General features: G+C 42.2%; 21 protein-coding genes and 1 riboswitch. Of the genes, 13 read left to right on the top strand and 8 right to left on the bottom strand.

Going from position 1 to position 24067, the window contains the following annotated elements:
* Positions 1-23 precede the first annotated feature (23 nt).
* Positions 24-1178, bottom strand: coding sequence for an MFS transporter (locus tag AM592_RS03170; RefSeq protein ID WP_098945284.1), 1155 nt, complete (start codon positions 1176-1178; stop codon positions 24-26).
* A gap of 271 nt (positions 1179-1449) precedes the next feature.
* Between AM592_RS03170 and AM592_RS03175 the strand changes: the two genes are divergently transcribed.
* The gene (locus AM592_RS03175; RefSeq protein WP_053602439.1) at positions 1450-2130 is read left to right on the top strand and encodes an N-acetylmuramoyl-L-alanine amidase family protein; all 681 of its coding nucleotides are present in this window, start codon (positions 1450-1452) and stop codon (positions 2128-2130) included.
* A 51-nt stretch (positions 2131-2181) separates the two neighbouring features.
* Here the strand turns inward: AM592_RS03175 and metH are convergent, their stop codons facing one another.
* From metH to AM592_RS03190, 3 genes are all read right to left on the bottom strand, one after another.
* Positions 2182-5607 (bottom strand): methionine synthase, encoded by a 3426-nt coding sequence (metH, locus tag AM592_RS03180; protein WP_053602440.1) that lies wholly within the window; start codon positions 5605-5607, stop codon positions 2182-2184.
* Positions 5588-7429: a bifunctional homocysteine S-methyltransferase/methylenetetrahydrofolate reductase gene (locus tag AM592_RS03185; protein WP_053602441.1), complete on the bottom strand. Its 1842-nt coding sequence runs from the start codon at positions 7427-7429 to the stop codon at positions 5588-5590. The genes metH and AM592_RS03185 overlap by 20 nt, the downstream gene beginning before the upstream one ends.
* A 76-nt stretch (positions 7430-7505) precedes the next feature.
* A riboswitch (SAM riboswitch) is annotated at positions 7506-7625 on the bottom strand.
* Between the two features lie 69 nt (positions 7626-7694).
* Entirely contained in the window at positions 7695-8186 is a 492-nt protein-coding gene (locus tag AM592_RS03190; protein WP_053602442.1) for a YajQ family cyclic di-GMP-binding protein, read from the bottom strand.
* A 114-nt stretch (positions 8187-8300) separates the two neighbouring features.
* Between AM592_RS03190 and AM592_RS03195 the strand changes: the two genes are divergently transcribed.
* Positions 8301-9158 carry a CvfB family protein gene (locus AM592_RS03195; protein ID WP_053605962.1) on the top strand — a complete coding sequence of 286 codons (858 nt, stop codon included), beginning with the start codon at positions 8301-8303 and terminating at the stop codon, positions 9156-9158.
* 224 nt (positions 9159-9382) lie between these two features.
* On the opposite strand, the gene AM592_RS03200 is transcribed toward AM592_RS03195, so the two are convergent.
* Positions 9383-10237 (bottom strand): DegV family protein, encoded by an 855-nt coding sequence (locus AM592_RS03200; protein WP_053602443.1) that lies wholly within the window; start codon positions 10235-10237, stop codon positions 9383-9385.
* A 139-nt stretch (positions 10238-10376) separates the two neighbouring features.
* On the opposite strand from AM592_RS03200, the gene AM592_RS03205 reads away from it, so the two are divergent.
* Positions 10377-11216 carry a YitT family protein gene (locus AM592_RS03205; protein WP_053602444.1) on the top strand — a complete coding sequence of 280 codons (840 nt, stop codon included), beginning with the start codon at positions 10377-10379 and terminating at the stop codon, positions 11214-11216.
* 15 nt (positions 11217-11231) lie between these two features.
* Positions 11232-11687 carry a BsuPI-related putative proteinase inhibitor gene (locus tag AM592_RS03210; protein ID WP_053602445.1) on the top strand — a complete coding sequence of 152 codons (456 nt, stop codon included), beginning with the start codon at positions 11232-11234 and terminating at the stop codon, positions 11685-11687.
* 49 nt (positions 11688-11736) lie between these two features.
* On the opposite strand, the gene AM592_RS03215 is transcribed toward AM592_RS03210, so the two are convergent.
* The 3 genes from AM592_RS03215 to AM592_RS03220 all read right to left on the bottom strand — a co-directional run bounded on the left by AM592_RS03215 (position 11737) and on the right by AM592_RS03220 (position 12977).
* Positions 11737-11934, bottom strand: a complete 198-nt coding sequence (locus tag AM592_RS03215; RefSeq protein WP_053602446.1) for a DUF3813 domain-containing protein — start codon at positions 11932-11934, stop codon at positions 11737-11739.
* Positions 11935-11937: 3 nt separating this feature from the next.
* A complete protein-coding gene (locus AM592_RS24300; RefSeq protein ID WP_192841134.1) occupies positions 11938-12075 on the bottom strand; it encodes a hypothetical protein in 138 nt (45 codons plus the stop codon).
* 92 nt (positions 12076-12167) lie between these two features.
* Positions 12168-12977 carry a Cof-type HAD-IIB family hydrolase gene (locus AM592_RS03220; RefSeq protein ID WP_053605963.1) on the bottom strand — a complete coding sequence of 270 codons (810 nt, stop codon included), beginning with the start codon at positions 12975-12977 and terminating at the stop codon, positions 12168-12170.
* 144 nt (positions 12978-13121) lie between these two features.
* Here AM592_RS03220 and AM592_RS03225 point away from each other — a divergent pair, with 144 nt between their 5' ends.
* The 9 genes from AM592_RS03225 to argF all read left to right on the top strand — a co-directional run bounded on the left by AM592_RS03225 (position 13122) and on the right by argF (position 23972).
* Positions 13122-13889 carry an alpha/beta fold hydrolase gene (locus tag AM592_RS03225; protein WP_053602447.1) on the top strand — a complete coding sequence of 256 codons (768 nt, stop codon included), beginning with the start codon at positions 13122-13124 and terminating at the stop codon, positions 13887-13889.
* Between the two features lie 65 nt (positions 13890-13954).
* A complete protein-coding gene (locus AM592_RS03230) occupies positions 13955-14263 on the top strand; it encodes a metal-sulfur cluster assembly factor (protein ID WP_053602448.1) in 309 nt (102 codons plus the stop codon).
* Between the two features lie 304 nt (positions 14264-14567).
* The gene (gene argC / locus AM592_RS03235; RefSeq protein ID WP_053602449.1) at positions 14568-15605 is read left to right on the top strand and encodes an N-acetyl-gamma-glutamyl-phosphate reductase; all 1038 of its coding nucleotides are present in this window, start codon (positions 14568-14570) and stop codon (positions 15603-15605) included.
* Between the two features lie 16 nt (positions 15606-15621).
* A complete protein-coding gene (gene argJ / locus AM592_RS03240) occupies positions 15622-16842 on the top strand; it encodes a bifunctional ornithine acetyltransferase/N-acetylglutamate synthase (protein WP_053602450.1) in 1221 nt (406 codons plus the stop codon).
* Between the two features lie 16 nt (positions 16843-16858).
* Positions 16859-17635: an acetylglutamate kinase gene (argB, locus tag AM592_RS03245; RefSeq protein WP_053602451.1), complete on the top strand. Its 777-nt coding sequence runs from the start codon at positions 16859-16861 to the stop codon at positions 17633-17635.
* Positions 17632-18792 carry an acetylornithine transaminase gene (locus AM592_RS03250; RefSeq protein WP_053602452.1) on the top strand — a complete coding sequence of 387 codons (1161 nt, stop codon included), beginning with the start codon at positions 17632-17634 and terminating at the stop codon, positions 18790-18792. Before argB ends, AM592_RS03250 begins: the two co-directional genes overlap by 4 nt.
* A gap of 92 nt (positions 18793-18884) precedes the next feature.
* A complete protein-coding gene (locus AM592_RS03255; RefSeq protein WP_053602453.1) occupies positions 18885-19955 on the top strand; it encodes a carbamoyl phosphate synthase small subunit in 1071 nt (356 codons plus the stop codon).
* The gene (locus tag AM592_RS03260; protein ID WP_053602454.1) at positions 19948-23025 is read left to right on the top strand and encodes a carbamoyl-phosphate synthase (glutamine-hydrolyzing) large subunit; all 3078 of its coding nucleotides are present in this window, start codon (positions 19948-19950) and stop codon (positions 23023-23025) included. The genes AM592_RS03255 and AM592_RS03260 overlap by 8 nt, the downstream gene beginning before the upstream one ends.
* Positions 23022-23972, top strand: coding sequence for an ornithine carbamoyltransferase (gene argF / locus AM592_RS03265; protein ID WP_053602455.1), 951 nt, complete (start codon positions 23022-23024; stop codon positions 23970-23972). Before AM592_RS03260 ends, argF begins: the two co-directional genes overlap by 4 nt.
* Positions 23973-24067: the final 95 nt, after the last annotated feature.

Genomic DNA, 24067 nt, shown 5'->3' on the forward strand with positions numbered 1-24067 from the left:
AGTTTTCCTGCTTGGCAAAGGGTTTAAAAAATTTCTTTTTGCTTTGTTTCCGTTCCTAAAAAGAAGACCGCTAACACGGCGAGAAAGACTGACCCGCAGAAAATAGTGAAAATAATCGCGATCGATGTTCCTTGTGTGACCATATATCCGACTAACAGCGGACCGAGGATGCCGCCGACACGGCCGATGGATGCTGCCAGCCCTGCACCGGAGCCTCTGACGGCTGTCGGGTATTGCTCTGGTGTATAGGCGTATAAAACTCCCCAGGCACCGAGGTTAAAAAAGGAAAGAAGCATCCCGAATGTAAGAAGCATTGGAAGAGACTCGGCATTTCCGAAGAAAAATGCGCTGATGGCCGTTCCTATTAGATAGATCATGAGAACGGCTTTCCTTCCAGCTTTCTCAATGAGCCACGCTGCAGAAAAATAACCTGGGAGCTGGGCAAGCGTCATGATAAGGACATATTCAAAGCTTTGAATCATGCTGAAGCCTTTCATAACCATGACACTTGGCAGCCATAGGAATATTCCGTAATAGGAAAAGACGACGCAGAACCAGACGATCCATAGCATGGTTGTTGAGCGCTTATATTGTTTTGACCATAGTAATGAAATATTTTTCATCCAACCGTTTTTCTTTTTCACATCAAGTGTTTCGTACTTCGGTGAATCCGGCAGGCCGATTCGTAAATATATGGCGTAAAGTGCAGGAATGGCCGTTAAAATAAGAGCTGTTTGCCATCCAAACGAAGGGATCACAAAATACGAAATCAAGGCGGCAATAAGCCAGCCAACTGCCCAAAAGCTTTCAAGCAAAACGACAATTCTGCCTCGTTTTTCAGGTGCCACTGACTCCGATACGAGCGTCGAAGCCACTGGGAGCTCTCCGCCAAGGCCCATTCCGATAAAGAAGCGCAAAATTAAAAATGCGCTAAGAGTCGTCGTTAGTGCAGACAATCCACTGCCAATCGAGAAAAATAAAAGAGTTATAATAAAGACGTGTTTCCTTCCGATCCGATCAGCAAGGATACCGAAAACGAAAGCGCCTACGGCCATTCCTATTGAATTGATACTGCCGATCCAGCTCATCTCCTGAGGGTTTAAATTCCACTCACTGTGCAATGCTGCTATGATAAACGACAGGATGCCAACGTCTATTGCGTCAAACATCCAGCCCATTCCGGCAATGCCGAGAAGCTTCCTCTCTGAAATTTGTTTGTTCTTCAAATAAGCCACCTCTGTTTCTTCATCATCTTACGCTAATTAAGTTTACACATGTCTTTACACCTTGTCATTAAAAAACGGTCAAAAGACTTAAAAAATGCTTAAATACACTAGGGGAATGCCAGAACAAAATCTGATCAAATTCATAGATTAGTAGTGATGGTAAAAGATTAAGTCATAGTTAAATAGGACAACCATCTAAATCAAGTAAGAGGAGGCATATCTAGTGAAGCTATTTATTGACCCTGGCCACGGAGGTACAGATAGTGGAGCTTCTGGAAATGGCTTGCTTGAGAAACATGTGAATCTTTCAATAGCGCAAAAGATTGCTGAGATATTGCGAATTGAATATGAAGGGGTAGATATACGCTTAAGTCGGACAGGCGATCAGACGGTTTCTTTGACAGCAAGAACCAATTCAGCCAATCTGTGGGGAGCGGATTTTTATTTATCTATCCACGTAAATTCTTTTAATGGATCTGCAGAAGGATATGAAGATTATATTCACACTAGTCTTTCCGATCAATCTGCTACAGCTGGCTATCAACGAATCATTCATGAAGAAGTGTTGAAGCAAAATGAACTAAGAGATCGCGGACGGAAAAAAGCAGATTTCCATGTACTTCGTGAAACAACAATGCCAGCGATTTTAACCGAAAACGGATTTATTTCGGACGAATCGGATGCGAATAAAATGAAAGACCCGGCATGGATTACACGAGTCGCAAGAGGGCACGTAAACGGATTGGCAAAAAGCTTTAGTCTGAAAAAAAAAGCTAGCAGTAACATATACCGCGTGATCATTGATGGAACTCAAATTGGTGCTTATCAGGATAAAGACAATGCGTTACAGGCGATTTCCGCTCGTTGGAATCAATTTGCTGCCGCGCGTATTGAACGCATATAATCGTAATATAGAAAAAAGCTGCCGCATCACTTGATGGGCAGCTTTTGGTATTTAATGTACATTGAAGTAACGCGCTTCGGGGTGAGAAACTACTATTGCCGACACAGAGGCCTCAGGTTCCATCATAAACCCTTCTGTTAATTGAACGCCGATTCCTTCCGGCTGAATGAGGCGGAAGAGCTTCGCCTGATCTTCAAGATCCGGACAGGCAGGGTACCCGAAGGAATACCGTTGTCCCTGATATTTCGCCTGGAATCTTTCTTCCATTGTGAAATCCGGAGAATCAGGGAAGCCCCAGCGGTCACGGATGATTTGATGCGTCCGCTCCGCCAAGCCTTCTGCAAGCTCTAGAGCGAGCGCTTGAACGACATGGCTTTTTAAATAGTCTCCCTGTGTTTTAAACTGATTAGCAATTTCTCTAATATGGCGTCCGGCTGTTACCGTGAAAAATGACACGTAGTCAATCTTATCCTTTGTATGCACATAATCGGAAATGCAACGGAACGGAAGCTTCTCTTGTCTCGGGAAATGGAACGTTTCAAGAATATCCTGTTGATTCCCAGGGTCGAGGATATGAAGATCATTCCCTTCACTATATGCTGGAAAGAATTGATAGACAACTTCAGGATCAAACCATTTTTTCTCTTTCCCCTCCTGCAGAAGCTCATCAATGATTTCTTTTAGCTGCATCGCTTTTGGATCTCTCTCAGCCAAAAGCCTCTTCACTTTTCCTTTTAATCCTAAGTGATGGCCGATCAGCATTTGTTCATTGACATACGGAACGATACTGGCAAGGTCGATGTTTTTTAAATAATGCCGTTTGCAATCTTCCGGAACAAAGACAGGAGCTTCAGATATAACGGCTCTCTTCTCAAGAAGCTTCACTGCTGTTTCTGATTGTTTTTTCTCTTGAACGGTTTCTGCCGGCGTTTCCTGCTGGCGTTTCTCCTCGATAAATCGGTCTAAGTCTGTTCGGAGATCATTGGCCAAGGCCAGTCCGTCCATCGCATCCTTTGCATAAAGAACTGGTCCAGTATAAGCAGGAGAGATTTTCATTTTCGTAAATTTCCTTGATAAGGCTGCACCTCCTACCATAATCGGCAGAGAAATATCAGCCTCATGGAGATCCTGTGCCGTAATGACCATTTGCTGGGCGGATTTGACAAGCAGCCCGGATAGCCCGATGATATCGGGATTTTCTTTGCGGACAGCTGCGATTAAATCTTGCGGAGTCACCTTAATGCCAAGATCTACAACCTTATAGCCGTTATTGCTTAGGATGATATCTACTAGGTTTTTGCCAATGTCATGAACATCGCCTTTGACGGTCGCAAGAATAATCTTGCCCTTTCCGCTCTCGTCTTTTTTCTCCATGTAGTTTTCCAAAAAAGAGACAGACGCTTTCATCACTTCAGCTGATTGCAGAACCTCGGCGACGATCAATTCATTATTGTTAAAGAGACGCCCAACCTCTGCCATGCCGGTCATCAAAGGTCCATTGATAATTTCAAGAGGAGTGCTGTATTTTGTTAACGCCTCCTCCAAATCCGGGATCAGCCCTTCTTTTGTCCCTTCAATGACGTATTCGGCCAAACGATCCTCAAGAGATAGTGACTGCTTTGGCTTTTTGTCAGCCTTCTTTTTGCCTCGATAAAACTCTGTGAAAGTGGCAAGGGTTTTGTCATCCGTCTGGAACAATAGCTTTTCCGCCATTTCAACCTCTTCTTTTGGTATGGAGGCAAATCGTTCAAGCTTTTCGGTATTAACAATGGCATAGTCAAGTCCCGCTTGCGTACAGTGGTACAAATAAACCGCGTTTAAGATTTCTCTTCCTACTGGCGGAAGACCGAATGAGACGTTGCTGACGCCAAGAATAGTCAAGCAATCGGGAAGCTTTTCTTTAATTAAACGAATGCCATTGACGGTTTCACTCGCAGAGCCGATGTACTGCTCATCTCCAGTTCCGACCGGGAAGACGAGCGGATCAAAAATAATGTCAGTGGACGGAATGCCGTATTTTTTTGTGAGCAGTTCATGCGAGCGAATCGCGATTTCCAGCTTCTTCTCAGCTGTGACGGCCATGCCTTCCTCATCTATCGTCCCTACAACAAGAGCTCCACCATATTTTTTGACTAGTGGCAATACCTCTTCAAACCGTTCTTCACCGTCTTCTAAGTTAATAGAATTAATAATTGCTTTTCCTTGCGTATATTTCAAGGCTACCTCAATCACAGCTTCATCTGTTGAATCAATGACAAAAGGAGCTTTAACTTTTTTCATCGCTTCTTTTATAAAGTTTTCCATATCCTCAGCTTCATCACGGTCGGGATCTGCCAAGCAGACATCCACGACATGGGCACCGTTTTTAATTTGCGCTCTTGCGATTTCTGAAGCTTCTTCAAACTTTTGTTCAGAAATGAGTCGCTTGAATTTTCTGGAGCCGATGACATTTGTCCGTTCTCCTACAAAGAGAGGGCGCATGCTTTCTTCGTAAAACAGTCCATCAATTCCGGAAACCGAATGAGGAAGCTTGTCTTTCGGGATCTCTCTAGGAGGAATAGCGGAAACTGCTTCGCGCAGCGCCTCGATATGTGCCGGCGTCGTTCCGCAGCAGCCGCCGATAATATTCAGCCAGCCTTGCTCGGCAAAGGCTTTAATTTTCTTCGCAAGAGAGGAAGGGGATTCATGATAATGCCCTTCTTCATCAGGCAGTCCGGCATTCGGATAACAGCTGACGTAGGATGACGAAAAGGAAGAAAGCGTCCGGAGATGATCGGTCATAAACTCCGGTCCCGTTGCACAATTTAATCCGACACTGATCGGCTTCATGTGCTGAAGGGAAATGTAGAATGCTTCAATATCTTGTCCTGCCAGAGTGGTACCCATCGGTTCTATCGTGCCGGATACCATTAAAGGCAATTGCTTGCCTGTATTCGCAAAGGCTTCCTGAATACCGATAAACCCAGCTTTCACATTCAGCATGTCCTGGCTTGTTTCCAGCAAAAGAAGGTCAGAGCCGCCGATTATCAAGCCTCTTGCTTGCTCTTCATAGTTGGCAACCAACTCGTCAAACGTTGTACCCCCGGTAACTGACAGTGTTTTAGTCGTAGGGCCCATAGCACCTACAACAAAACGAGGCCAGTCGGCAGTTGAGAATTTCTGTACAGCTTCTTTTGCCGACTCAGCTGCTTTTACGTTAATATCAAATGCTAAATGTCCGAGCTCATATTCATCTAATACAAGCTTCGTTGCCCCGAATGTATTTGTTTCAATCAAGTCAGCGCCAGCTGCTAAATAATCTTCATGAATAGACCTGATAACGTGGGGCGCAGTGATTGTTAAATATTCATTACAGCCCTCGTATTCTTCTCCGCCAAAATCATCTGGAGAAAGGTTGGCATCTTGAATCATTGTACCCATGGCACCGTCTAGAATGAGAATTCTCTTTTTTAGCTGATCATTGATGGTCGTGGACATGATGTATCTCCTTTTTCTTCTGGTGTATATAAGTCGTTAATTCTGACGTTAGATCGCTCCGTAAAAAGGGAGTAATTAAATAGATTCCGTTAAATAACTCACATGCTGTATCTAAAAGGGATTTTGCAATAGAAAGTCCTTCCTCTGCCTGTTTTTGCTTATCTTCTCCGGCAAACGCCATGGCCTCTCTGATTTCGTCGGAAAGTTTAATCCCCGGGATCTCATTATGAATAAATTCAGCATTTCTGCTGCTGGTCAGCGGCATGATGCCAATGTAAATCGGCGTTGTCAAATGCTTCGTTTCTTCATAGATTTTGTATAGCTGCTCTTCGGAATAAACGGGCTGTGAAATAAAATAATCAGCTCCGCATTCAATTTTTTTCTCCAATCGTTTAACTGCTTTATCAATATGGCGGACATTCGGATTAAACGCACCTGCAACAGAAAAGTTTGTCTTTTTCCCTAAAGGCTTACCCGAATAGGATACTCCCTCATTAAATTGCTTAATCAGTCTTATTAAATCAAAGGAAGTCAGATCATATACCGAGGTCGCTCCTGGAAAATCACCTATTTTTGATGGGTCTCCTGTGATGGCCAGGATGTCTTGAAGACCTAACGTATCAAGACCCATTAAATGGGACTGAAGTCCGATCAAATTTCTGTCTCGGCAAGTGATATGAACTAGCGATCTCATGTCAAGCTTCTGCTTTAATAGCGCCCCGCAGGCAACATTGCTGATTCTCGGAGTCGCTAGCGAGTTATCAGCCAACGTAAGTGCATCAATTCCGGCGGCTTGAAGCTCAGAAGCCGCATGCAGAAATTTTTCAAAATTAAGTTTTTTAGGAGGGTCAAGTTCCACGATAATTGTCCGCTTTTGCTTTGCAAGTTCGTCCAAGGAAGGCTCCTCGCGGATATCCTGAACATGGACGGGATCCGTTTTTTTGACCTTGACGCTTTTTTCGGTAACTGGATGCAATTGCTTGACGGCTTCTGACATTGCTTTGATGTGTGCAGGAGTCGTACCGCAGCAGCCGCCGATAATTCGCGCTCCTTGATTTCGAAATTTTAGCGCACTTTCGCCGAAATAATCCGTATCTGTTTCATAGACCAAGCGTCCTTCCTCTAATGCCGGTAAGCTGCTATTCGGATAAACAGCCAGATATGAATGCTTTGGCAGTGGGACCTCCTCAAGGGATTGAATCATGTGATAAGGTCCGAGACTGCAGTTCATACCCACTGAATCGGCTCCTAAACCTTCCAGTGAAGCAAGGGCATCGGCTAATGATGTACCGTCTTGAAGAACACCTTGTTCATGCATGCTCACATTGACAATGATCGGAAGGTCCGTTTCCTTTCTGGCGATCTTTAATACTTCCTGTGCTTCTTCCAGGTCGTAATACGTTTCTAATAGTAACCCATCAGGCTCTTCGTGAAGCAGAAGGTAGAGCTGTTCACGAAAGCTTCGTTTGATTTCTTCGAGCGTATGGGCACTTTTATTAAAAGTGCGGATACCGCCGATAGTACCGAGCACATATGCTTGCTCTGCAGCTGCCTTTGCGAGCTGAACAGCAGCTGCATTGATTTTTTTAATATCGTCTTCTAGACCATATCTGGATAGCTTTATATGATTTGCTCCGTACGTATTTGTTTGAATAATATCAGCTCCGGCATTAACATACGCTTGGTGAACGCCGCGAACTGCTTCAGGCTGAGAAATGTTTAATTCTTCGAAACACCGGTCAATTCCATAAGAATAAAGAAGTGTTCCCATCGCACCATCGGCGATTAAAATTTTCTTTTGCAAATCTTCGATCAGTCCCATAATTTCCTCCTCAAGTACGAACTATAAATAAAAAAAGTCTTCTGTTTGAAGAAGACTTTTGTTCGTTTCCGCTGTCTCCTTATCTTTCAAGCAAGTACGCTTGCTGGATTTAGCACCTTGGTCATGAATGAATTGAATCATTGCACCGGTTGCTGAAGCTTCACAGGGCCAGTCCCTCCGCTTCTCATGATAAGTTGTATGAATGATATGAAAAATAATAGTATTTTCAATTTACATGAAGTGAACGAAATAATCAACTAGTAATTTATCGGTAATTAATAAATTGGACATCAATAGGTAGGTCTGCTCCCTTGATTAAAGAGATAATTTGCTGAAGATCGTCTTTGTTTTTACCTATGACGCGGAGCTGATCGCCTTGAATCTGGGATTTTACTTTGATTCCGGAATTTTTAATCAGGTTATTAATTTTTTTCGCTTGCTCGCTGTCGATCCCTTGAACAAGTTTTCCACGTTGCCTGACCGTGCCCCCTGCGGCTTTTTCGCTTTTCGAATATTGAATATTTTTGGTCGGCACATTCTGCTTGATCAGCTTGTTCACCAATACATCCTTCAGCTGATCCATTTTAAATTCATCATCTGAAACCAACACTAGCTCGTCCTTTTCAAGTGTAATGTCACTTTTGCTTCCTTTAAAATCATATCGGTTGGCTACTTCCTTCATCGCATTTCCGATTGCATTTTGGACATCAGGTAAGTTTACCTTTGATACGATATCAAATGAACTCTCTTTTGCCATTTTCGGCCTCCTCGTCATTTATCTTATGAATTGATTATAGTAGAATAAAGTACAAACTTCCAACGTAGCTGGAGATAATATAAGATGATACAGGAAACAGAAAGGAAGAAACAAATGAAACCCGGTTTAAAGGTTACTTTAGAAATAGAGAAAAAAGCAGATTACGGATATTTTTTGACTGATGGAGAATCGACTATCCTGCTTCATAACAGCGAGATCATAGAGGATATTTCCGATCGTGAAGAGGTACTTGTGTATCTTTATGTTGATCATGAGGAACGATTGGCTGCAACAATGAAAATGCCGAAAATAACGGAAGAGGTTTACGATTGGGTCGAGGTTGTCGACGTAGTTTCAGGCAGAGGAGTCTATGTCGATGTCGGCCTGTCAAAGGATGCGTTAGTAGCGACAGAGCATTTGCCGCCTTTTGAAAGCATTTGGCCAAAAGCAGGCGATAAGCTGTATTGCATGATGAAAGTAACAAAATATGGACGCATGTTCGCAAAGCCTGCTCCTGAAGATGTCATAAAGGAGCTGTTTCAACCAGCTGATCAAAGCCTGATGAATAAAGAATTAACGGGCACGGTTTATCGATTAATCGCTTCAGGATCTTTTGTCATTTCTGAAGAGGGAATCAGGGGATTTATCCATCCATCCCAACGCAAGGAAGAGCCAAGGCTTGGCGAACAGCTTAAGGCGCGTGTGATTGCGATTAAGGACGATAGCTCTGTCAACTTATCTCTGCTGCCGAGGAAACAGGATTCGATGAGCACTGATGCAGAACAAATCATTTCCTATTTGAGAACGAGAAATGGAGCTATGCCTTTTTCAGATAAAAGTGACCCGGAAGATATCAAAGAACGATTTCAGATGAGCAAAGGTGCTTTCAAACGTGCGTTAGGTCATTTGATGAAGCAGGGTAAAGTGCGTCAAGAGGGAAGCTGGACTTACGAAATAACAAAAGAAAAATAATAAGAAGAATACAGGCTGGATGCTAAGTTTCTTCGTCTTTTTCTAGAAAAAACTGCAGCGCTAATAACCTGGAGAGATCGCACAAATTAAAATCTAAAGAAACGACAAAAGTACATCAAAGTAAACATGAAAGAGATAATTTTATATCTCAACTAAAAAAGCCGGCTCATTAATCTAAGCCGGCTTCTTCTATTTCACATGTAAGGCAGAAGAAGACTTTCTGTCTATTCTTTTCCTGCAAAAAATATGGCAAGCGTACCGGGACCTGAGTGGGCTCCGATTGCGGCACCAATCATACTAATGACGATCTCTTTAGGTTGAAAAGCTTCTTCGATCAGCTCTTTCACCTCATTTGCCAGCTCAATGTCGTCGCCGTGGCTGATTCCGATTCTTTGTTCGCTTAAATTTACGCCTCTTGCTTCTATCAGTTCAATCATGCGTTTTACTAATTTTTTTCGTCCCCTGATTTTTTCTAACGGAACAAGCTTTCCATCCTTCATGTGCAAAAGTGGCTTAATGCTAAGCAGGCCACCGACAAAGGCTGAAGTTTTGCTTATACGTCCGCCTCTTGCTAAATAGGTTAAATCGTCAACTGTAAAAATATATTGAAGACTTTCACAATAGTTCTTTACAGACTCTTCAACTTCCTGTATTGTATTTCCGGTGCTAATAAGCTCCTGAGCATACATAACGGCTAATCCACAGCCTAATGAGGCGCCTTTTGAGTCAATAATCTTCAGATCGAAATCAGGATATTCTTCTAAGACTTCATTTTTCATCATAACCGCCGTGTCGTATGTACCAGAGAGTCCGGAAGAAAATGCGATATATATTGAGGGTTCCGCGGTTTTCGCGAGTTCTGTAAAGGTTTCCTTCAGAAAATTTGGAGATGCCTGAGAGGTTTTGGGGGATTTTCCGTTTCTCATCGCTTCGTAAATCTCGCCAGGCCGAATTGTGATTAAATCGTCATATTCATTTTCATCAAGGTTGACTCTTAATGGAATAAATGTAATGTTATTTTCATCATAGTAACTTTTTGGCAGATCAGCTCCGCTGTCAGCAAGCAGTCGAATCGTCATGTGAATGGATCCCTTCTTTCTATAACATAAATGAGCACTCATTCATTGTAACTATATCACACTTTTTTACTTTTCGTATTCAAACCTATGTAAGAAGGGTAAACCTAACATATAGGAATAATTTTTTTGGAGGAAACAAATGAAAGAGGAAATAAAAAAATTCGTCATCGTATGTATAGGAGCACTATTAAACGCAATTGGACTTAACCTTTTTTTAATCCCTGCTAATGTGTATGCGAGCGGCTTTACAGGTGTGGCCCAGCTGTTGTCAGGAGTACTTGACGCACACTCGCCGATATATATATCAACCGGGATCCTGCTCTTTCTATTAAATATCCCCGTCGGTATATTAGGTTGGCTGAAAGTAGGGAAATCATTCACTCTCAATAGTATTTTGAGTGTTGCGCTTACTTCAGTATTTTTGACGATTCTTCCTGAGACGAGATTTTCCGAAGATATTTTGTTAAATGCCGTATTCGGAGGAGTGATTTCCGCGATTGGGATTGGAATGACCTTGAAATACGGAGCCTCAACAGGAGGTCTTGATATCGTGGCGATGATTCTTGCCAAATGGAAGGACAAGCCCGTTGGAACCTATTTCTTTATCCTAAATGCAATCATTATTTTGATGGCTGGTGCATTAAATGGGGCAGAAAAAGCATTATATACATTAGTCACGCTTTACGTAACGACACGGGTAATCGATTCTATCCATACAAGACATGAAAAGCTGACCGTCATGATCGTCACAAAAAAAGCAGATTTGCTTACAAAAGCAATTTATAGCCGTATGAAGCGTGGAATTACGAACGTACCTGCAAAAGGGGCATTTACAAACGAAGAAAAAGATATGATGATAATAGTAATCACAAGATACGAGCTCTATTATTTGGAGAAAATAATTAACGAGATCGATCCTGAAGCTTTCACTAACATCGTTCAAACGACAGGGGTATTGGGACTGTTTAACAAGGATTAATCAGGGGGTCATGCGATGAAATGGTTTGCTGTACTAGTCTTTTCAATGTTACTGCTTGGAGCTTGTGATCAAAAGGAAACTCCCCAATCTGACAAGGAGGTATCAGGTGAAGTGGAACAAAATGATCTGGCATTGTCGATTGAAGCAGTACCGAAAAACGGTGAAGTAGAATTTATTATGGCTCTAAAGAATAACAGGAATGAGGATGTTGAATTTACATTTAACACCGGGCAGCGATTTGAGCTTGTCGTGTACGATGAAAAAGGAGAACAGAAATACCGGTATTCCAAGGACAAAATGTTCACACAAGCATTTCAATCGATCGTTTTAAAACCAAGCGAGGTTTATGAGTTTACCGATGTATGGAAAACAGAAAATTTAGAGCCTGGTGAGTACAAGGCTACAGTTACGTTTTTAGGGAAATCAGAATCTGTGAATACATTGAAGGCAAGTACAAGCTTCAGCTCTTAGGGGAAACCCCTTTTCCTAATAAATAGGAAAAGGGGTTTTTTGTCTTGGGTTACGATAACCTATCCAGATGGTTTTGCATCTTGCGCAGCTGAGCCCTTTCAGCGTCTGTCGAATTGGCAAATGCAGAAGAAACGGCATTTTTTGCTGCAGAAATCGCATGTGTCAGATCACCAGAGGTTTTTCCTGAAGCTGTTTGGTCGGCATGAAGAACAAAATCTTTTGCCTGATCAAATAATTCATTTCGCACGATTTAAGTCCCCCTAATTGTGGATTCTTGATCTCGAATGGATTCCTCCAAAGTTGAACGGTAGGGAAACCTTGCATCATGAAGGCTTACAGCATCTTTACCTTGCTGAACAAAACGCTTTGATTTGTTGCGTTTACCCATCAATATTGCCCCCAAAAAAACGTATTGGCGAGCCTGTCGCCAATACTAGTATGTCTTTGGATAATCAGAATTAGTAATGGGAAAAAATAATATTACGAAAAGAAATCTTTTAAAAATTCGGCAATGCCATTTTCTTCATTTGTCTTAGTGATGTGATTGGCTGTCTCTTTTATCAGAGGAATAGCATTTCCCATAGCAACACCATGGCCTGCAAATTGTATCATCTCTGTGTCATTGTCTTCGTCGCCGAAAGCGATGATGCGATCTTTAGGAATTCCGTAATATTTGCTGATTTTCTCAAGACCTACTGCCTTATTGATTCCTTTTTTAATGATTTCAATGACATGAAAAGGTGCAGCCCATCTACGATGATCGACGACCTCTGCGTGTACATCCGATAAATAACTTCTGATCCTTGGGACATCCTCTTCTTTCGCATGAATTAATATGCTTGTGACATCCTCGCCAAGAGTGGATCTCAAATCGCCTACCGTTACTTTCGGATCACCCATGCTGAACACATCGATCAACTGTTCATCATGATAATGGAAGTACACATCGTCAATGATTTCAGCTAAAATATTATGTACGTGATATTTTTCAGAAATTTCAATAATATCTTTCACTGCATTCAAATCAAGTGAGGTATGAAATCTCCCCCACGATTTGTCTTGCGGATGATGGACAAATGCACCGTTAAAATTAACGATTGGACTGTCAAGCTTGAGCTGTTCATAATAAATCGCAGATGAACGATAAGGTCTTCCTGTTGAAATGCAAACTTGATGTCCTTCTGATTTTAAACGCTGAACAATTTCAATTGATTCGTTCGAAATGGTTTTATCATCTTTCAATAATGTGCCATCCAAATCTAAAGCGATTAAATACGGTTTAGTGTTCATAAAAGCTCCTTTGTCGTGGAAATGTAAGCAATCGTCAGCTGCCCCAGTCATATTATCTCCTACTATAGTTTATCTTTTTCCCATATTTATTGTCTACATGTTAGACTTATGTAAATGGATATGCGTAAAGGAGTTGAAATAAACATGGTCACTATCGAAAAAGAAAACATTTCAACGATTTCATTGCTTCATATTTATAGAAATGATTTGCGTCAAAACAAAGCGCCGCTTGTTATTTTCGTCCACGGATTCACAAGCTTTAAGGAAATGAATCTTTCCTTAGCATATATGCTGGCTGAAAAAGGGGTGCGTGTTGTTCTTCCTGACGCACTTTACCATGGCGAAAGAGGAGAAAATCTTTCTAAAAATGAATTAAATCTCCGCTTTCCGTCCATTGTTGTTAACGAGATTAAAGAGCTTGAAATGATTAAGGAACATTTTGAGCAGAGAGACTTAATTGACAGCGGCAAAATCGGAGTCGGAGGTACATCGATGGGCGGGATTACGACTCTGGCAGCCCTTACACAATACAAATGGATTAAAGCTGCGGTCAGCTTGATGGGCAGCCCGAGTTTACATAGTTTTTTAAAGCTGCAGGTGGAATCGATGAGAGCCAGCGGTTTTTTGCTTCCGATCCCCGATACTGAATTAAATCATGAACTCGAACAGTTAATCGCCTATGATTTATGGGAACAACCGGAAAAACTGAATTTGCGGCCGCTATTCTTCTGGCATGGAAAAAGGGATCCATACGTTCCTTTCGAGCCGACCTATCAATTTTATCAGCAAGTGGTTCCCTTCTATGCAGATACACCAAAACGGCTTGAATTTATTGCAGATGACCAGGCTGAGCATAAAGTGAGCAGTGAAGGTTTAAAGAGAGCCGTTGAATGGTTTGCCTGCCATTTGTAGGAAGAAGCACTTTCATTTTTATTCAAGAGAAGTTTCGTTATACTAACAAAAAAGGAGTGATATAAATGGATGAAGCATTAAGGGAAAATATTTTCGGAGCACTTGAACAGGTGGTCGATCCTGAGCTTGGTATAGACATTGTAAACCTAGGTCTTGTGTATGAGCTTGACATGGATGATGAAGGAAATACGACGATCACAATGACATTGACATCTATGGGTTGTCCGCTTGCACCTATTATCGTAGATGAAGTTAAAAAAGCATTAAATGACATTCCGGAGGTCAAGGATGTACAGGTGGATATCGTTTGGAACCCGCCTTGGACAAGAGATAAAATGTCAAGATATGCAAAAATCGCGTTAGGCATTCAATAAGATTTTTTTTACTGCCCCCATTTCGTTGCAAATGGAGGCAGTTTTATTTTTTGGTAATTTTTTTATTTATTTTATTTATTAGAAGTTTCTTTACTTTATAATAAGCATGTAGCCTGTCTTTTGCGAGAGACAGGCTTTTTTAGGGCGGATTCGAATGTTTGGTTTCGATTTATAAAAGGAAAGAGTTATTTGTATAATCGGCGAAATAAAGATTTTAAAAGAATTAGTAAATATACAATTGAATTAATTTTTATTCATGTTATAATGTTATATAATTTAACAGGATCGAGAAGGTGAACGGAACGTGAAGATTGGTATTGTTGGTGCTACTGGCTATGGAGGAGCAGAATTACTTCGTATTTTACATACTCATCCATATGCAGAAGATTGTATATTGTATTCATCTAGTGAAGACGGCCTTCCGTATTGGGAAAGCTTTCCGCATGTCAATAAAATCATAGATAAAACATTACAGCCAATTGATGTTGAAAAAATGGCTGAAGAAGTGGATTTTGTCTTTTTGGCGACTCCGCCGGGAGTGTCAAGCGAACTAACTCCCCAATTTGCAGAAAGACAAGTGCCTGTTGTTGATCTTTCCGGTGATTTGCGAATGAAAGAACCGACAGTCTATGAAAAATGGTACAAGAGAAAAGCAGCTCCTCAGCAAATCATTTCTGAGGCAGTATACGGATTGAGCGAATTAAATGCCAAGGCAATCAAAGATGCTTCATGTATTGCAAATCCGGGCTGTTTTCCGACTGCGGCTATCCTTGGTCTTGCGCCGCTGGTTAAAAATAGAGCAATAAAGGAACCATCCGTCATCATTGACGCAAAAACAGGAGTGTCGGGAGCGGGCAGGAAAGCTTCTTCTGCGACACATTTTTCCGAAACAAACGAGAATTTTAAAATATATAGTGTCCATGAACATAAGCATACACCAGAAATCGAGCAGATGTTAAGCAGTCTCAATCCATCCTTTGAGCGAGTGACATTTACGTCTCATCTCGTGCCAATGACGAGAGGAATCATGGCGACGATCTATGCCGATCTTGCCGGAAACTATAACAGCAGCCAATTACATGAGCTGTATAAGGAATTTTATCAAGATTCCTATTTTGTAAGAATCAGAGATATCGGAAATTATCCGTCGACAAAAGAAGTTTATGGAAGCAACTATTGTGATATAGCCGTCGCAGCTGACGAGAGAACAGGAAGGGTAACCATCGTTTCTGTGATCGATAATCTCGTCAAAGGAGCTGCCGGCCAGGCAGTACAAAATTTTAATTTAATGAATGGATGGCCGGAGGAAACAGGCTTACTCTTCTCCCCAATATATCCATAAGACAGGAGCGAAAAAAATGATTCAGTTGAGTCAGGATAGCATCATTAAGGTTCAAGGTTCGGTATCTTCACCTAAAGGCTTCATTGCCAAAGGAGTACACATTGGTCTGCGATACGCAAAAAAAGATTTAGGGTTGATTGTAAGCGAGGTTCCCGCTGTCAGTGCGGCAGTTTATACACAGAGCCACTTTCAAGCCGCACCGGTTAAAGTAACTAAAAATAGCTTTGAAAATGATTCCTTCATAAAAGCTGTGCTGGTAAACAGCGCAATCGCAAATGCGTGTACAGGAAAGCAAGGCATGGCAGATGCTTACGAGATGAGGCGGTTATGTGCAGACCAGTTGAACGTTGATCCGGAAATGGTAGCCATTTCTTCAACTGGAGTGATCGGAGAGCTTCTCGATATGGATAAAATCCGCAAAGGAATAAATGTTCTAAGCGAAACGGACCCGGGTGACGGCCATTTCGAAGAAGCCATTTTAACGACAGATACAAAAATTAAGCAAACCTGCTATGAAATGACGATCGACGGTAAAAAGGTTACGATTGCGGGCTGCTCTAAAGGATCCGGAATGATTCACCCGAACATGGCGACGATGCTTGGATTTGTTACAACGGATGCAGCCGTTAACGAACAGGCGCTGCAAAAAGCATTGAGTGAAATTACAGACGTATCCTTTAACCAAATCACTGTTGACGGGGAAACCTCGACGAATGACATGGTTTTGGCCATGGCGAACGGCTGCGCAGGAAATCAGCCGCTAGACGAAAACCATCAGGATTGGAACACATTCCTAACTGGTTTCCGTATGGTCTGCGAGGATCTTGCCAAGGAAATTGCCAGAGACGGAGAGGGCGCAACGAAGCTGATCGAAGTGCGTGTAAGCGGGGCGGAAAACAAAAAAGAAGCAAATGTTATTTCCAAAAAAATCGTAGGCTCCGACCTAGTAAAAACAGCTGTGTATGGAACAGACGCTAACTGGGGCAGAATTGTCGGAGCGATCGGCCACAGTGATGCAGCTGTATCACCTGATTCCGTTGAAATCTACATCGGCGGGCAATGCTTATTTAAAAACGGCGAGCCTCAAAGCTTTTCGGAGGAATTGGCGAAAGACTATTTATTAGGCGATGAAATTACCATATCTGTGGAACTGAACATAGGCGATGGAGCAGGAACTGCTTGGGGCTGCGATCTAACCTATGATTATGTGAAAATAAATGCAAGCTACCGAACTTAATTAAGAGGGGAAAACAATGAATAAAACAATAGTTTTTAAATGTGGAGGCAGTGTCATTAAAGAGATTTCTGACGACTTTTTTGCCAACCTGAAACAGTTAAAGAATGACGGATGGAAATTTGCAATTGTTCATGGCGGCGGACCAGAAATTACTTCCATGCTTAACAAACTTAAGATCAACACGGAATTTGTAAAAGGACAGCGAAAAACAACAAAGCAAGTACTCGAAGTGGCTGAAATGATTCTTTCAGGCAAGATGAATAAATTTTTCGTATCACGCCTTACAAGCCATGGGTTAAAGGCGGTCGGTCTATCAGGGACAGATGGAGGACTGCTTAAGGCTGAATACCTCGATAAGAAAGTGTACGGAGAGGTAGGTTCGATTAAAGCAGTTGATACAAACGTGCTTCATGGGCTGATGGACGTTGGTTTTATTCCTGTCATCGCCCCTCTTGCATTAACAGAAAGCTGCCAAACCCTAAATGTGAATGCTGATCTTGCCGCTTCAGCAGTAGCTTCTGAATTGAATGCCAACAAGCTGATGTATGTGACTGATGTTTCCGGAATAATAAATAATGGCAAGCTGGAGAGTGAGCTTACCCCTGCAGACATCAAGGAGCTGATTTCTTCCGAAGTGATTACGGGAGGAATGATTCCTAAGGTCGAATCAGCGATGAGCGCATTAAGTGAACGTGTAAAAGAAGTGATGATTGTAAATGGAAAAGGATCATTTTTAGCGAATGATACTTTTACCGGTACGAAAATAATTAAAGAAAAGGAGCATGTATTATGAGCCATTTGTTTCAAACCTACAGCCGTTGGGATATAACTGTGAAGGAAGCAAAAGGATCCTATCTCGTCGATGAAAACGGCAAGGAATATCTCGACTTCGTTCAAGGAATTGCCGTGTCAAACCTTGGTCATTGCAATCAAGCAGTCACAGAGGCTGTCAAAGCGCAGCTGGATAAAGTTTGGCACGTTTCAAATATGTTTCATTACCCTTTGCAGGAACAGGTGGCAAAAAAACTTACGGAACACAGCGATGGAGATTTGGTTTTTTTCTGTAATAGCGGCGCTGAAGCTAATGAAGCAGCGATTAAGCTGGCAAGAAAGAAAACACAGAAGAAAAACATTATCACATTTACTCAATCGTTCCATGGCCGTACCTATGCAACGATGGCCGCTACCGCCCAAGAGAAAATAAAAATTGGGTTTGGTCCAATGCTAGAGGGTTTTCATTATCTCCCTTATAATGATGCAGAGTCGTTGCAATCATTTGAAGGCGATGATATTGCTGCTGTGATGCTTGAAGTGATTCAAGGAGAAGGCGGTGTAAATCCTGCGGAAGAATCTTTCCTTGAAGCGGTAAAAACGTTTTGTGAAGAAAAAGACGCATTGCTTATCATCGACGAGATCCAAACCGGAATAGGCAGAACCGGCAAGCCATTTGCTTATCAACATTACAATCTGTCACCTGACATTATGACATTGGCAAAAGGGTTAGGGAACGGCTTTCCGATTGGAGCAATCGTAGGGAAGAAGGAGCTTGGAGATGCGTTTTCTCCCGGATCTCATGGAACGACCTTCGGAGGGAATATGTTGGCAATGGCTGCAGCAGATGCTGTGACGACTAAAATTTTTAATGAAGAATTTCTCAAGGACGTCCAGCAAAAAAGTGAATACCTGATAGAAAAATTAAAAACTGAACTCGATGTCCCAACTGTTAAGTCCATTAGAGGAAAAGGATTTATTATTGGAATTGAGTGTACTGAGGAAATTCAGCCAGTTCTACTGAAGCTGCAGGAACAAGGATTTCTGGTGATACCGGCAGGACCGAATGTGATTCGTCTGTTGCCGCCGCTGACAGTAACGAAAGCGGAAGTCGATACCGCTGTAACGAAAATTAAAGAAGCTATATATGCAGTATCAACTGTCAATTCAAAAGGGTAGCGGGGGCTGATCGCCCTCCGATAAAAAATTTGAGCCTTATTGCATAAACATTCAATATAATTTATTATTATTCATCGAGGAGGGATTCGGAAATGGAAGGCTACTTAGTGTTAGAGGATGGAACCTCCTATAACGGAGAAATAGAGACAGAAGTTGAATGTTCGGGTGAGATCGTATTTTTCACGGGAATGACAGGGTATCAAGAAGTTCTGACAGATCCTTCTTATAAAGGGCAAATTGTTGTTTTTACCTATCCTTTAATCGGAAATTATGGGATTAATAAAAGTGATTTTGAGAGCATGAAGCCTCAGGTTAAGGCAGTGGTTGTATATGAAGCGACAGACCACTTTTCCCATTGCGAAGCAGAAATGAGCCTGCGTGAATATTTGAAAAAATGGAACATCCCGCTGATTACTCACGTAGACAGCAGGGCTGTTGTAAAAAAGATTCGTTCAAAGGGTACAATGAGCGCAATGATTTCTGCATCAAAAGATGCACCAAGTTTTGAGAAGGAAGAAAAGGATCAAAATGTCATTGAACAAGTGGCTGGAAATAAGGAAATTTCAACGTACGACAATGGTTCAGTTCATATCGCCGTAATCGATTTTGGTAGTAAAAAATCGATTATTACTAGATTAATAGAACGCGGATGCAAGGTAACAGTCATACCATACCATCAGCTGGAATCGGTAGAACAAATTTCACCTGATGGCATCGTTCTTTCTAACGGCCCTGGTGACCCGAAAGTAATGGAACCTTATTTAAAAACACTGAAAAAGCTATTGATTGCTTATCCTTCTTTAGGAATATGCCTTGGCCATCAGTTGATAGCTTTGGCGTTCGGAGGAAATACGTATAAGCTTCCATTCGGCCACAGGGGAGCAAATCATCCTGTCATTGACAAAGACACGAAAAAGGTCTTCATGACAAGCCAAAACCATAGCTACGTCGTCGATAAAGATTCACTTCAGACAACCGATTTTGATGTTCGTTTTTACAATGTAAATGACGGATCAGTCGAAGGTCTTTACCATACGAAATATTCAATCATGTCCGTCCAATTTCATCCGGAAGCAAATCCGGGGCCAGTTGAAAGCGAATGGATCTTTGATGATTATTTGCAAAAACTTAAAGCAGGAAGAAAGGAAATTGCTCATGTCTAAAGATAGCTCTTTACAAAGCATACTCGTAATAGGCTCTGGTCCCATCATCATCGGGCAGGCAGCAGAATTTGATTATTCGGGAACTCAAGGCTGTATTGCTTTAAAAGAGGAAGGCTATAGAGTCATACTCGTAAATAACAATCCTGCGACCATCATGACAGACCAAACCTTTGCGGACGAAATTTATTTTGAACCGCTTACGCCAGAAAGCATTACATCCATTATCGAGAAGGAACGTCCGGATGGTCTGCTTGCCAATTTAGGCGGCCAGACTGCATTGAACCTTGCTGTTCAGCTTGAAAAAAAGGGAGTGCTTAAGAGTTACAATGTAAAGCTTTTGGGAACTTCTGTAGAAACGATCGAAAATGGAGAAGATCGGGAGAAATTCCGGGCGCTTATGAAGAAGCTTAATGAGCCCGTTCCGGAAAGCGAAATTGTTGACAATAAAGAAGACGCACTTGATTTTGCCAGCAAAATAGGATTCCCAGTCATCATCAGACCCGCTTATACACTTGGCGGAAAAGGCGGTGGAATCGCAAAATCGAAGGAAGAATTTCTTAAGCTGATCGAAAATGCTCTTTTGGCAAGTCCGATCAATCAATGCTTAGTAGAAAAAAGTATAGCGGGATACAAGGAAATTGAATATGAAGTGATGCGCGATAAAAACGACACGTGCATTACCGTTTGCAATATGGAAAATATTGATCCCGTAGGCGTTCATACCGGTGACTCAATCGTAGTAGCACCGTCACAAACCTTAACTGACCAGGATTACCAACGGCTGCGTTCTGCAAGCTTAAAGATTATTTCAGCTTTGGATGTCATTGGAGGCTGCAACATACAATTCGCCCTTGATCCGCACAGCAAGAATTATTTTGTTATCGAGGTTAATCCGCGTGTCAGCCGTTCTTCCGCTTTGGCATCAAAGGCAACCGGTTATCCGATTGCCCGCATGGCCGCGAAGCTTGCTGCCGGTTACACGCTTGATGAGCTGAAAAATCCATTAACGGAATTAACCTATGCAAGCTTTGAGCCAGCCCTTGACTATGTGGTCGTAAAATTTCCAAGATGGCCGTTTGACAAATTCAAACAGGCAGACAGAATTCTTGGCACAAAAATGAAGGCGACTGGAGAGGTTATGGCGATTGAACGCAATCTGGAAGCAGCATTGCAAAAAGCAGTAGCTTCCCTTGAGCTTGACACAATTGGAACGCATCTCAGGGAGCTTGGCGATGTATCGACGAACAAGCTATGGGAAATGGCAGTGAATCCGGATGACCGGAGATTCTTTGTTGTGATGGAATTGTTAAGCCGAAACGAATCGGCGGAAGAAATCCACTTGAAAACAAAAATCGACCGCTATTTTCTTTCTGTTTTCAAAACAATTATTGAAATGGAAAACAAAATGATGAAAGATCCGGAATTTCTAAATGGCAATGGTTTGAAAATCGTTAAGGAAAAGGGCTTTACTGATCGGTCAATTGCATCCTTGACCGGAAAAGAAGAATCTGCCATACGTGCCTTGAGAAAAGAAAAAGGAATCACAGCATCGTATAAAATTGTTGATACGTGTGCGGCCGAATTTGATGCAAAAACGAATTATTTTTATTCCACATACTTTGGAGAAAATGATGCGGATGTAACAAAGAAAGAAAAGAAAAGGGCATTGATCATCGGCTCAGGACCGATTCGTATAGGTCAGGGAGTCGAATTCGACTATAGTGCCGTGCAGGCTGTGTTGACTTTGCAAAAGATGGGCTTTGAGGCAATCATGCTGAATAATAATCCTGAAACAGTCAGCACAGACTATGAAATTGCTGATCGACTTTATTTCGAACCGATTACTCTTGAGCATATCTTGAATGTCATCGAAGCGGAGGAAATCGATTTTGCCATTGTCCAGTTCGGCGGACAGACCGCGATCAACGTCGCAGAAGAATTGGAACAGGCTGGAGTCCCTCTTCTTGGAACCTCATTTGAGACTATCGATTTGCTTGAAGACAGGGACCGGTTTTATCAACTGCTAAATGAGCTTGATATTAAGCATGCCAAAGGTGATACTGCTTATGACAAGCAGGATGCCGTCAATAAAGCAAAAGATATCGGCTATCCAGTATTGATCAGACCATCCTACGTTATCGGCGGTATGGGTATGATTATTGTTGATTCAGAAAAAATGCTGCTTGAATTGCTGAACGATGCGAATCACTTGCCTTATCCGATATTAATTGACGAATATATTTACGGCAAAGAATACGAGATCGATTTAGTGGCGGATGGGAAAGAAATCTTTGTGCCAACGTATGTTCAGCACATTGAAAAAGCGGGTGTTCACTCAGGGGACAGCTTCGCGGTACTGCCAGCACAATCTCTCACTGAGAAACAGCAGCAGGAGATGTACCTGGCGGCAGATCAACTCGTTAAAAAGCTTTCCTATCAAGGTGTTATGAATATACAGTTTGTTATTCAGAAGGATGAAGTACTTGTTCTGGAGGTTAATCCGCGTGCGAGCCGGACAGTACCGGTTGTCAGCAAGGTAATGGGTGTGCCGCTTATTCCGTTAGCGACTAAAGCTTTAGTGGGAGAGCATCTTGAAGATATGAACCCTGAAATCCAAAACCATTCTGCAGTCGCTGTGAAATTTCCAGTCTTCTCCTCACACGCCATTCAGGATATCGACCTGAAGCTCGGTCCGGAAATGAAAGCGACCGGTGAAGGAATGTGTGTAGCGGAAAACATGGAAAGTGCGCTTAAGAAGATTTTCGCAAACGAGTGGACGAATAAGGGTTCGATCTATTTGGAAGGTTCTTCAGAGCTAAAAAAGCTTGCTGAGGAAAATGGTTTTACAGTGGATGAAGACTTTGACTCCTGGCTGAAAAAAGATGATAAAATCCTTCATATTCATCTGAACACTTCGGAAGAAGCGAAAAAGCAAAGGATTGCTGCCCTTACCAACGGTGTTACTGTCTTAACAGAGGAAGAAACGGTTTACGCCTTTTTTGCCGGCGCCTCAGGCGAAACGAAAGTGACATCACTAAGTGAGATTTATAAAAAGGAAGTGGAAGTATGAGCTCATTACATGTGAAACAGGAGTCAGTGACCGAATTGCAGGGTAAGGACTTTCTCACATTGGCGGATTTAACAAAGGAAGAAATCATCGGCCTGCTTGAAGAAGCAGCTAATCTCAAAAAAAACAAATTTCAGCCGATTTTTGCAGGAAAGACGCTGGCAATGATTTTCGAAAAATCTTCCACTCGGACACGCGTCTCGTTTGAAGCTGGTATGGCGCAGCTTGGTGGGAATGCGCTGTTTTTAAGCAATAGAGACATACAGCTCGGGCGGGGAGAAACGATTGCCGACACGGCTAAGGTGTTGTCTGGCTATGTCGATGCCATTATGATCAGAACGTTTGAACACGAAAGAGTTGAAGAGCTTGCCAAATACGCAACGATTCCCGTTATCAATGGATTATCTGATTTCGCGCATCCATGCCAAGCGTTAGCAGACCTGTTAACGATATATGAAACAAAAGGCACACTGGAAAACGTAAAGGTCGTCTATGTAGGGGATGGCAATAACGTTGCCCATTCCCTTATGATTGGCTGTGCGAAGGTCGGCTGCGACATCACAGTCGCTTCTCCTTCGGGGTATGAACCACAAGAAGGAGTCATTCAGTCGGCAAAAGCATTTGCAGAAAAATCAGGTGCTGCTGTTACCGTCACTAATGATGCGGAACAAGCGGTAATTGATGCAGACGTCATTTATTCAGATGTCTTTACGAGCATGGGACAGGAAGCGGAAAGCGAAGAGCGTTTGAAGATTTTTTCAGGCTTCCAGGTGAATTCAGAGCTTGCAGCTCATGCGAAGCCTGATTACACCTTCCTTCATTGCCTTCCTGCTCATCGAGAAGAAGAAGTCACAGCTGAAATTATCGACGGACCTAATTCAGCGGTGTTCCAGCAGGCGGAAAACCGGATGCACGTCCAAAAAGCGCTGCTGAAAGCTTTAATCAAGTAATAGCAATAAAAAGGCCTCCCAGCTCGGGAAGGCCTTTTGCTTTTTGTAAAAACATGTTTTTTTATCGAATGGGTATACTATTTTTGATTAAGGTG

This window comes from Bacillus gobiensis, from assembly GCF_001278705.1.
In the GTDB taxonomy this organism is placed as follows: Bacteria; Bacillota; Bacilli; order Bacillales; family Bacillaceae; genus Bacillus; species Bacillus gobiensis.

What these genes read in the sequence shown, in the direction of transcription:
- AM592_RS03170 (WP_098945284.1), bottom strand. Translation starts at nt 1,178, where the DNA reads ATGGGCTGGATGTTTGACGCAATAGACGTTGGCATCCTGTCGTTTATC.
- metH (WP_053602440.1), bottom strand. Translation starts at nt 5,607, where the DNA reads ATGTCCACGACCATCAATGATCAGCTAAAAAAGAGAATTCTCATTCTA.
- AM592_RS03185 (WP_053602441.1), bottom strand. Translation starts at nt 7,429, where the DNA reads ATGGGACTGATCGAAGATTTGCAAAAGAAAATTTTAATCGCCGATGGT.
- AM592_RS03190 (WP_053602442.1), bottom strand. Translation starts at nt 8,186, where the DNA reads ATGGCAAAAGAGAGTTCATTTGATATCGTATCAAAGGTAAACTTACCT.
- AM592_RS03195 (WP_053605962.1), top strand. Translation starts at nt 8,301, where the DNA reads ATGAAACCCGGTTTAAAGGTTACTTTAGAAATAGAGAAAAAAGCAGAT.
- AM592_RS03200 (WP_053602443.1), bottom strand. Translation starts at nt 10,237, where the DNA reads ATGACGATTCGACTGCTTGCTGACAGCGGAGCTGATCTGCCAAAAAGT.
- AM592_RS03205 (WP_053602444.1), top strand. Translation starts at nt 10,377, where the DNA reads ATGAAAGAGGAAATAAAAAAATTCGTCATCGTATGTATAGGAGCACTA.
- AM592_RS03210 (WP_053602445.1), top strand. Translation starts at nt 11,232, where the DNA reads ATGAAATGGTTTGCTGTACTAGTCTTTTCAATGTTACTGCTTGGAGCT.
- AM592_RS24300 (WP_192841134.1), bottom strand. Translation starts at nt 12,075, where the DNA reads ATGGGTAAACGCAACAAATCAAAGCGTTTTGTTCAGCAAGGTAAAGAT.
- AM592_RS03220 (WP_053605963.1), bottom strand. Translation starts at nt 12,977, where the DNA reads ATGAACACTAAACCGTATTTAATCGCTTTAGATTTGGATGGCACATTA.
- AM592_RS03225 (WP_053602447.1), top strand. Translation starts at nt 13,122, where the DNA reads ATGGTCACTATCGAAAAAGAAAACATTTCAACGATTTCATTGCTTCAT.
- AM592_RS03230 (WP_053602448.1), top strand. Translation starts at nt 13,955, where the DNA reads ATGGATGAAGCATTAAGGGAAAATATTTTCGGAGCACTTGAACAGGTG.
- argJ (WP_053602450.1), top strand. Translation starts at nt 15,622, where the DNA reads ATGATTCAGTTGAGTCAGGATAGCATCATTAAGGTTCAAGGTTCGGTA.
- argB (WP_053602451.1), top strand. Translation starts at nt 16,859, where the DNA reads ATGAATAAAACAATAGTTTTTAAATGTGGAGGCAGTGTCATTAAAGAG.
- AM592_RS03250 (WP_053602452.1), top strand. Translation starts at nt 17,632, where the DNA reads ATGAGCCATTTGTTTCAAACCTACAGCCGTTGGGATATAACTGTGAAG.
- AM592_RS03255 (WP_053602453.1), top strand. Translation starts at nt 18,885, where the DNA reads ATGGAAGGCTACTTAGTGTTAGAGGATGGAACCTCCTATAACGGAGAA.
- AM592_RS03260 (WP_053602454.1), top strand. Translation starts at nt 19,948, where the DNA reads ATGTCTAAAGATAGCTCTTTACAAAGCATACTCGTAATAGGCTCTGGT.
- argF (WP_053602455.1), top strand. Translation starts at nt 23,022, where the DNA reads ATGAGCTCATTACATGTGAAACAGGAGTCAGTGACCGAATTGCAGGGT.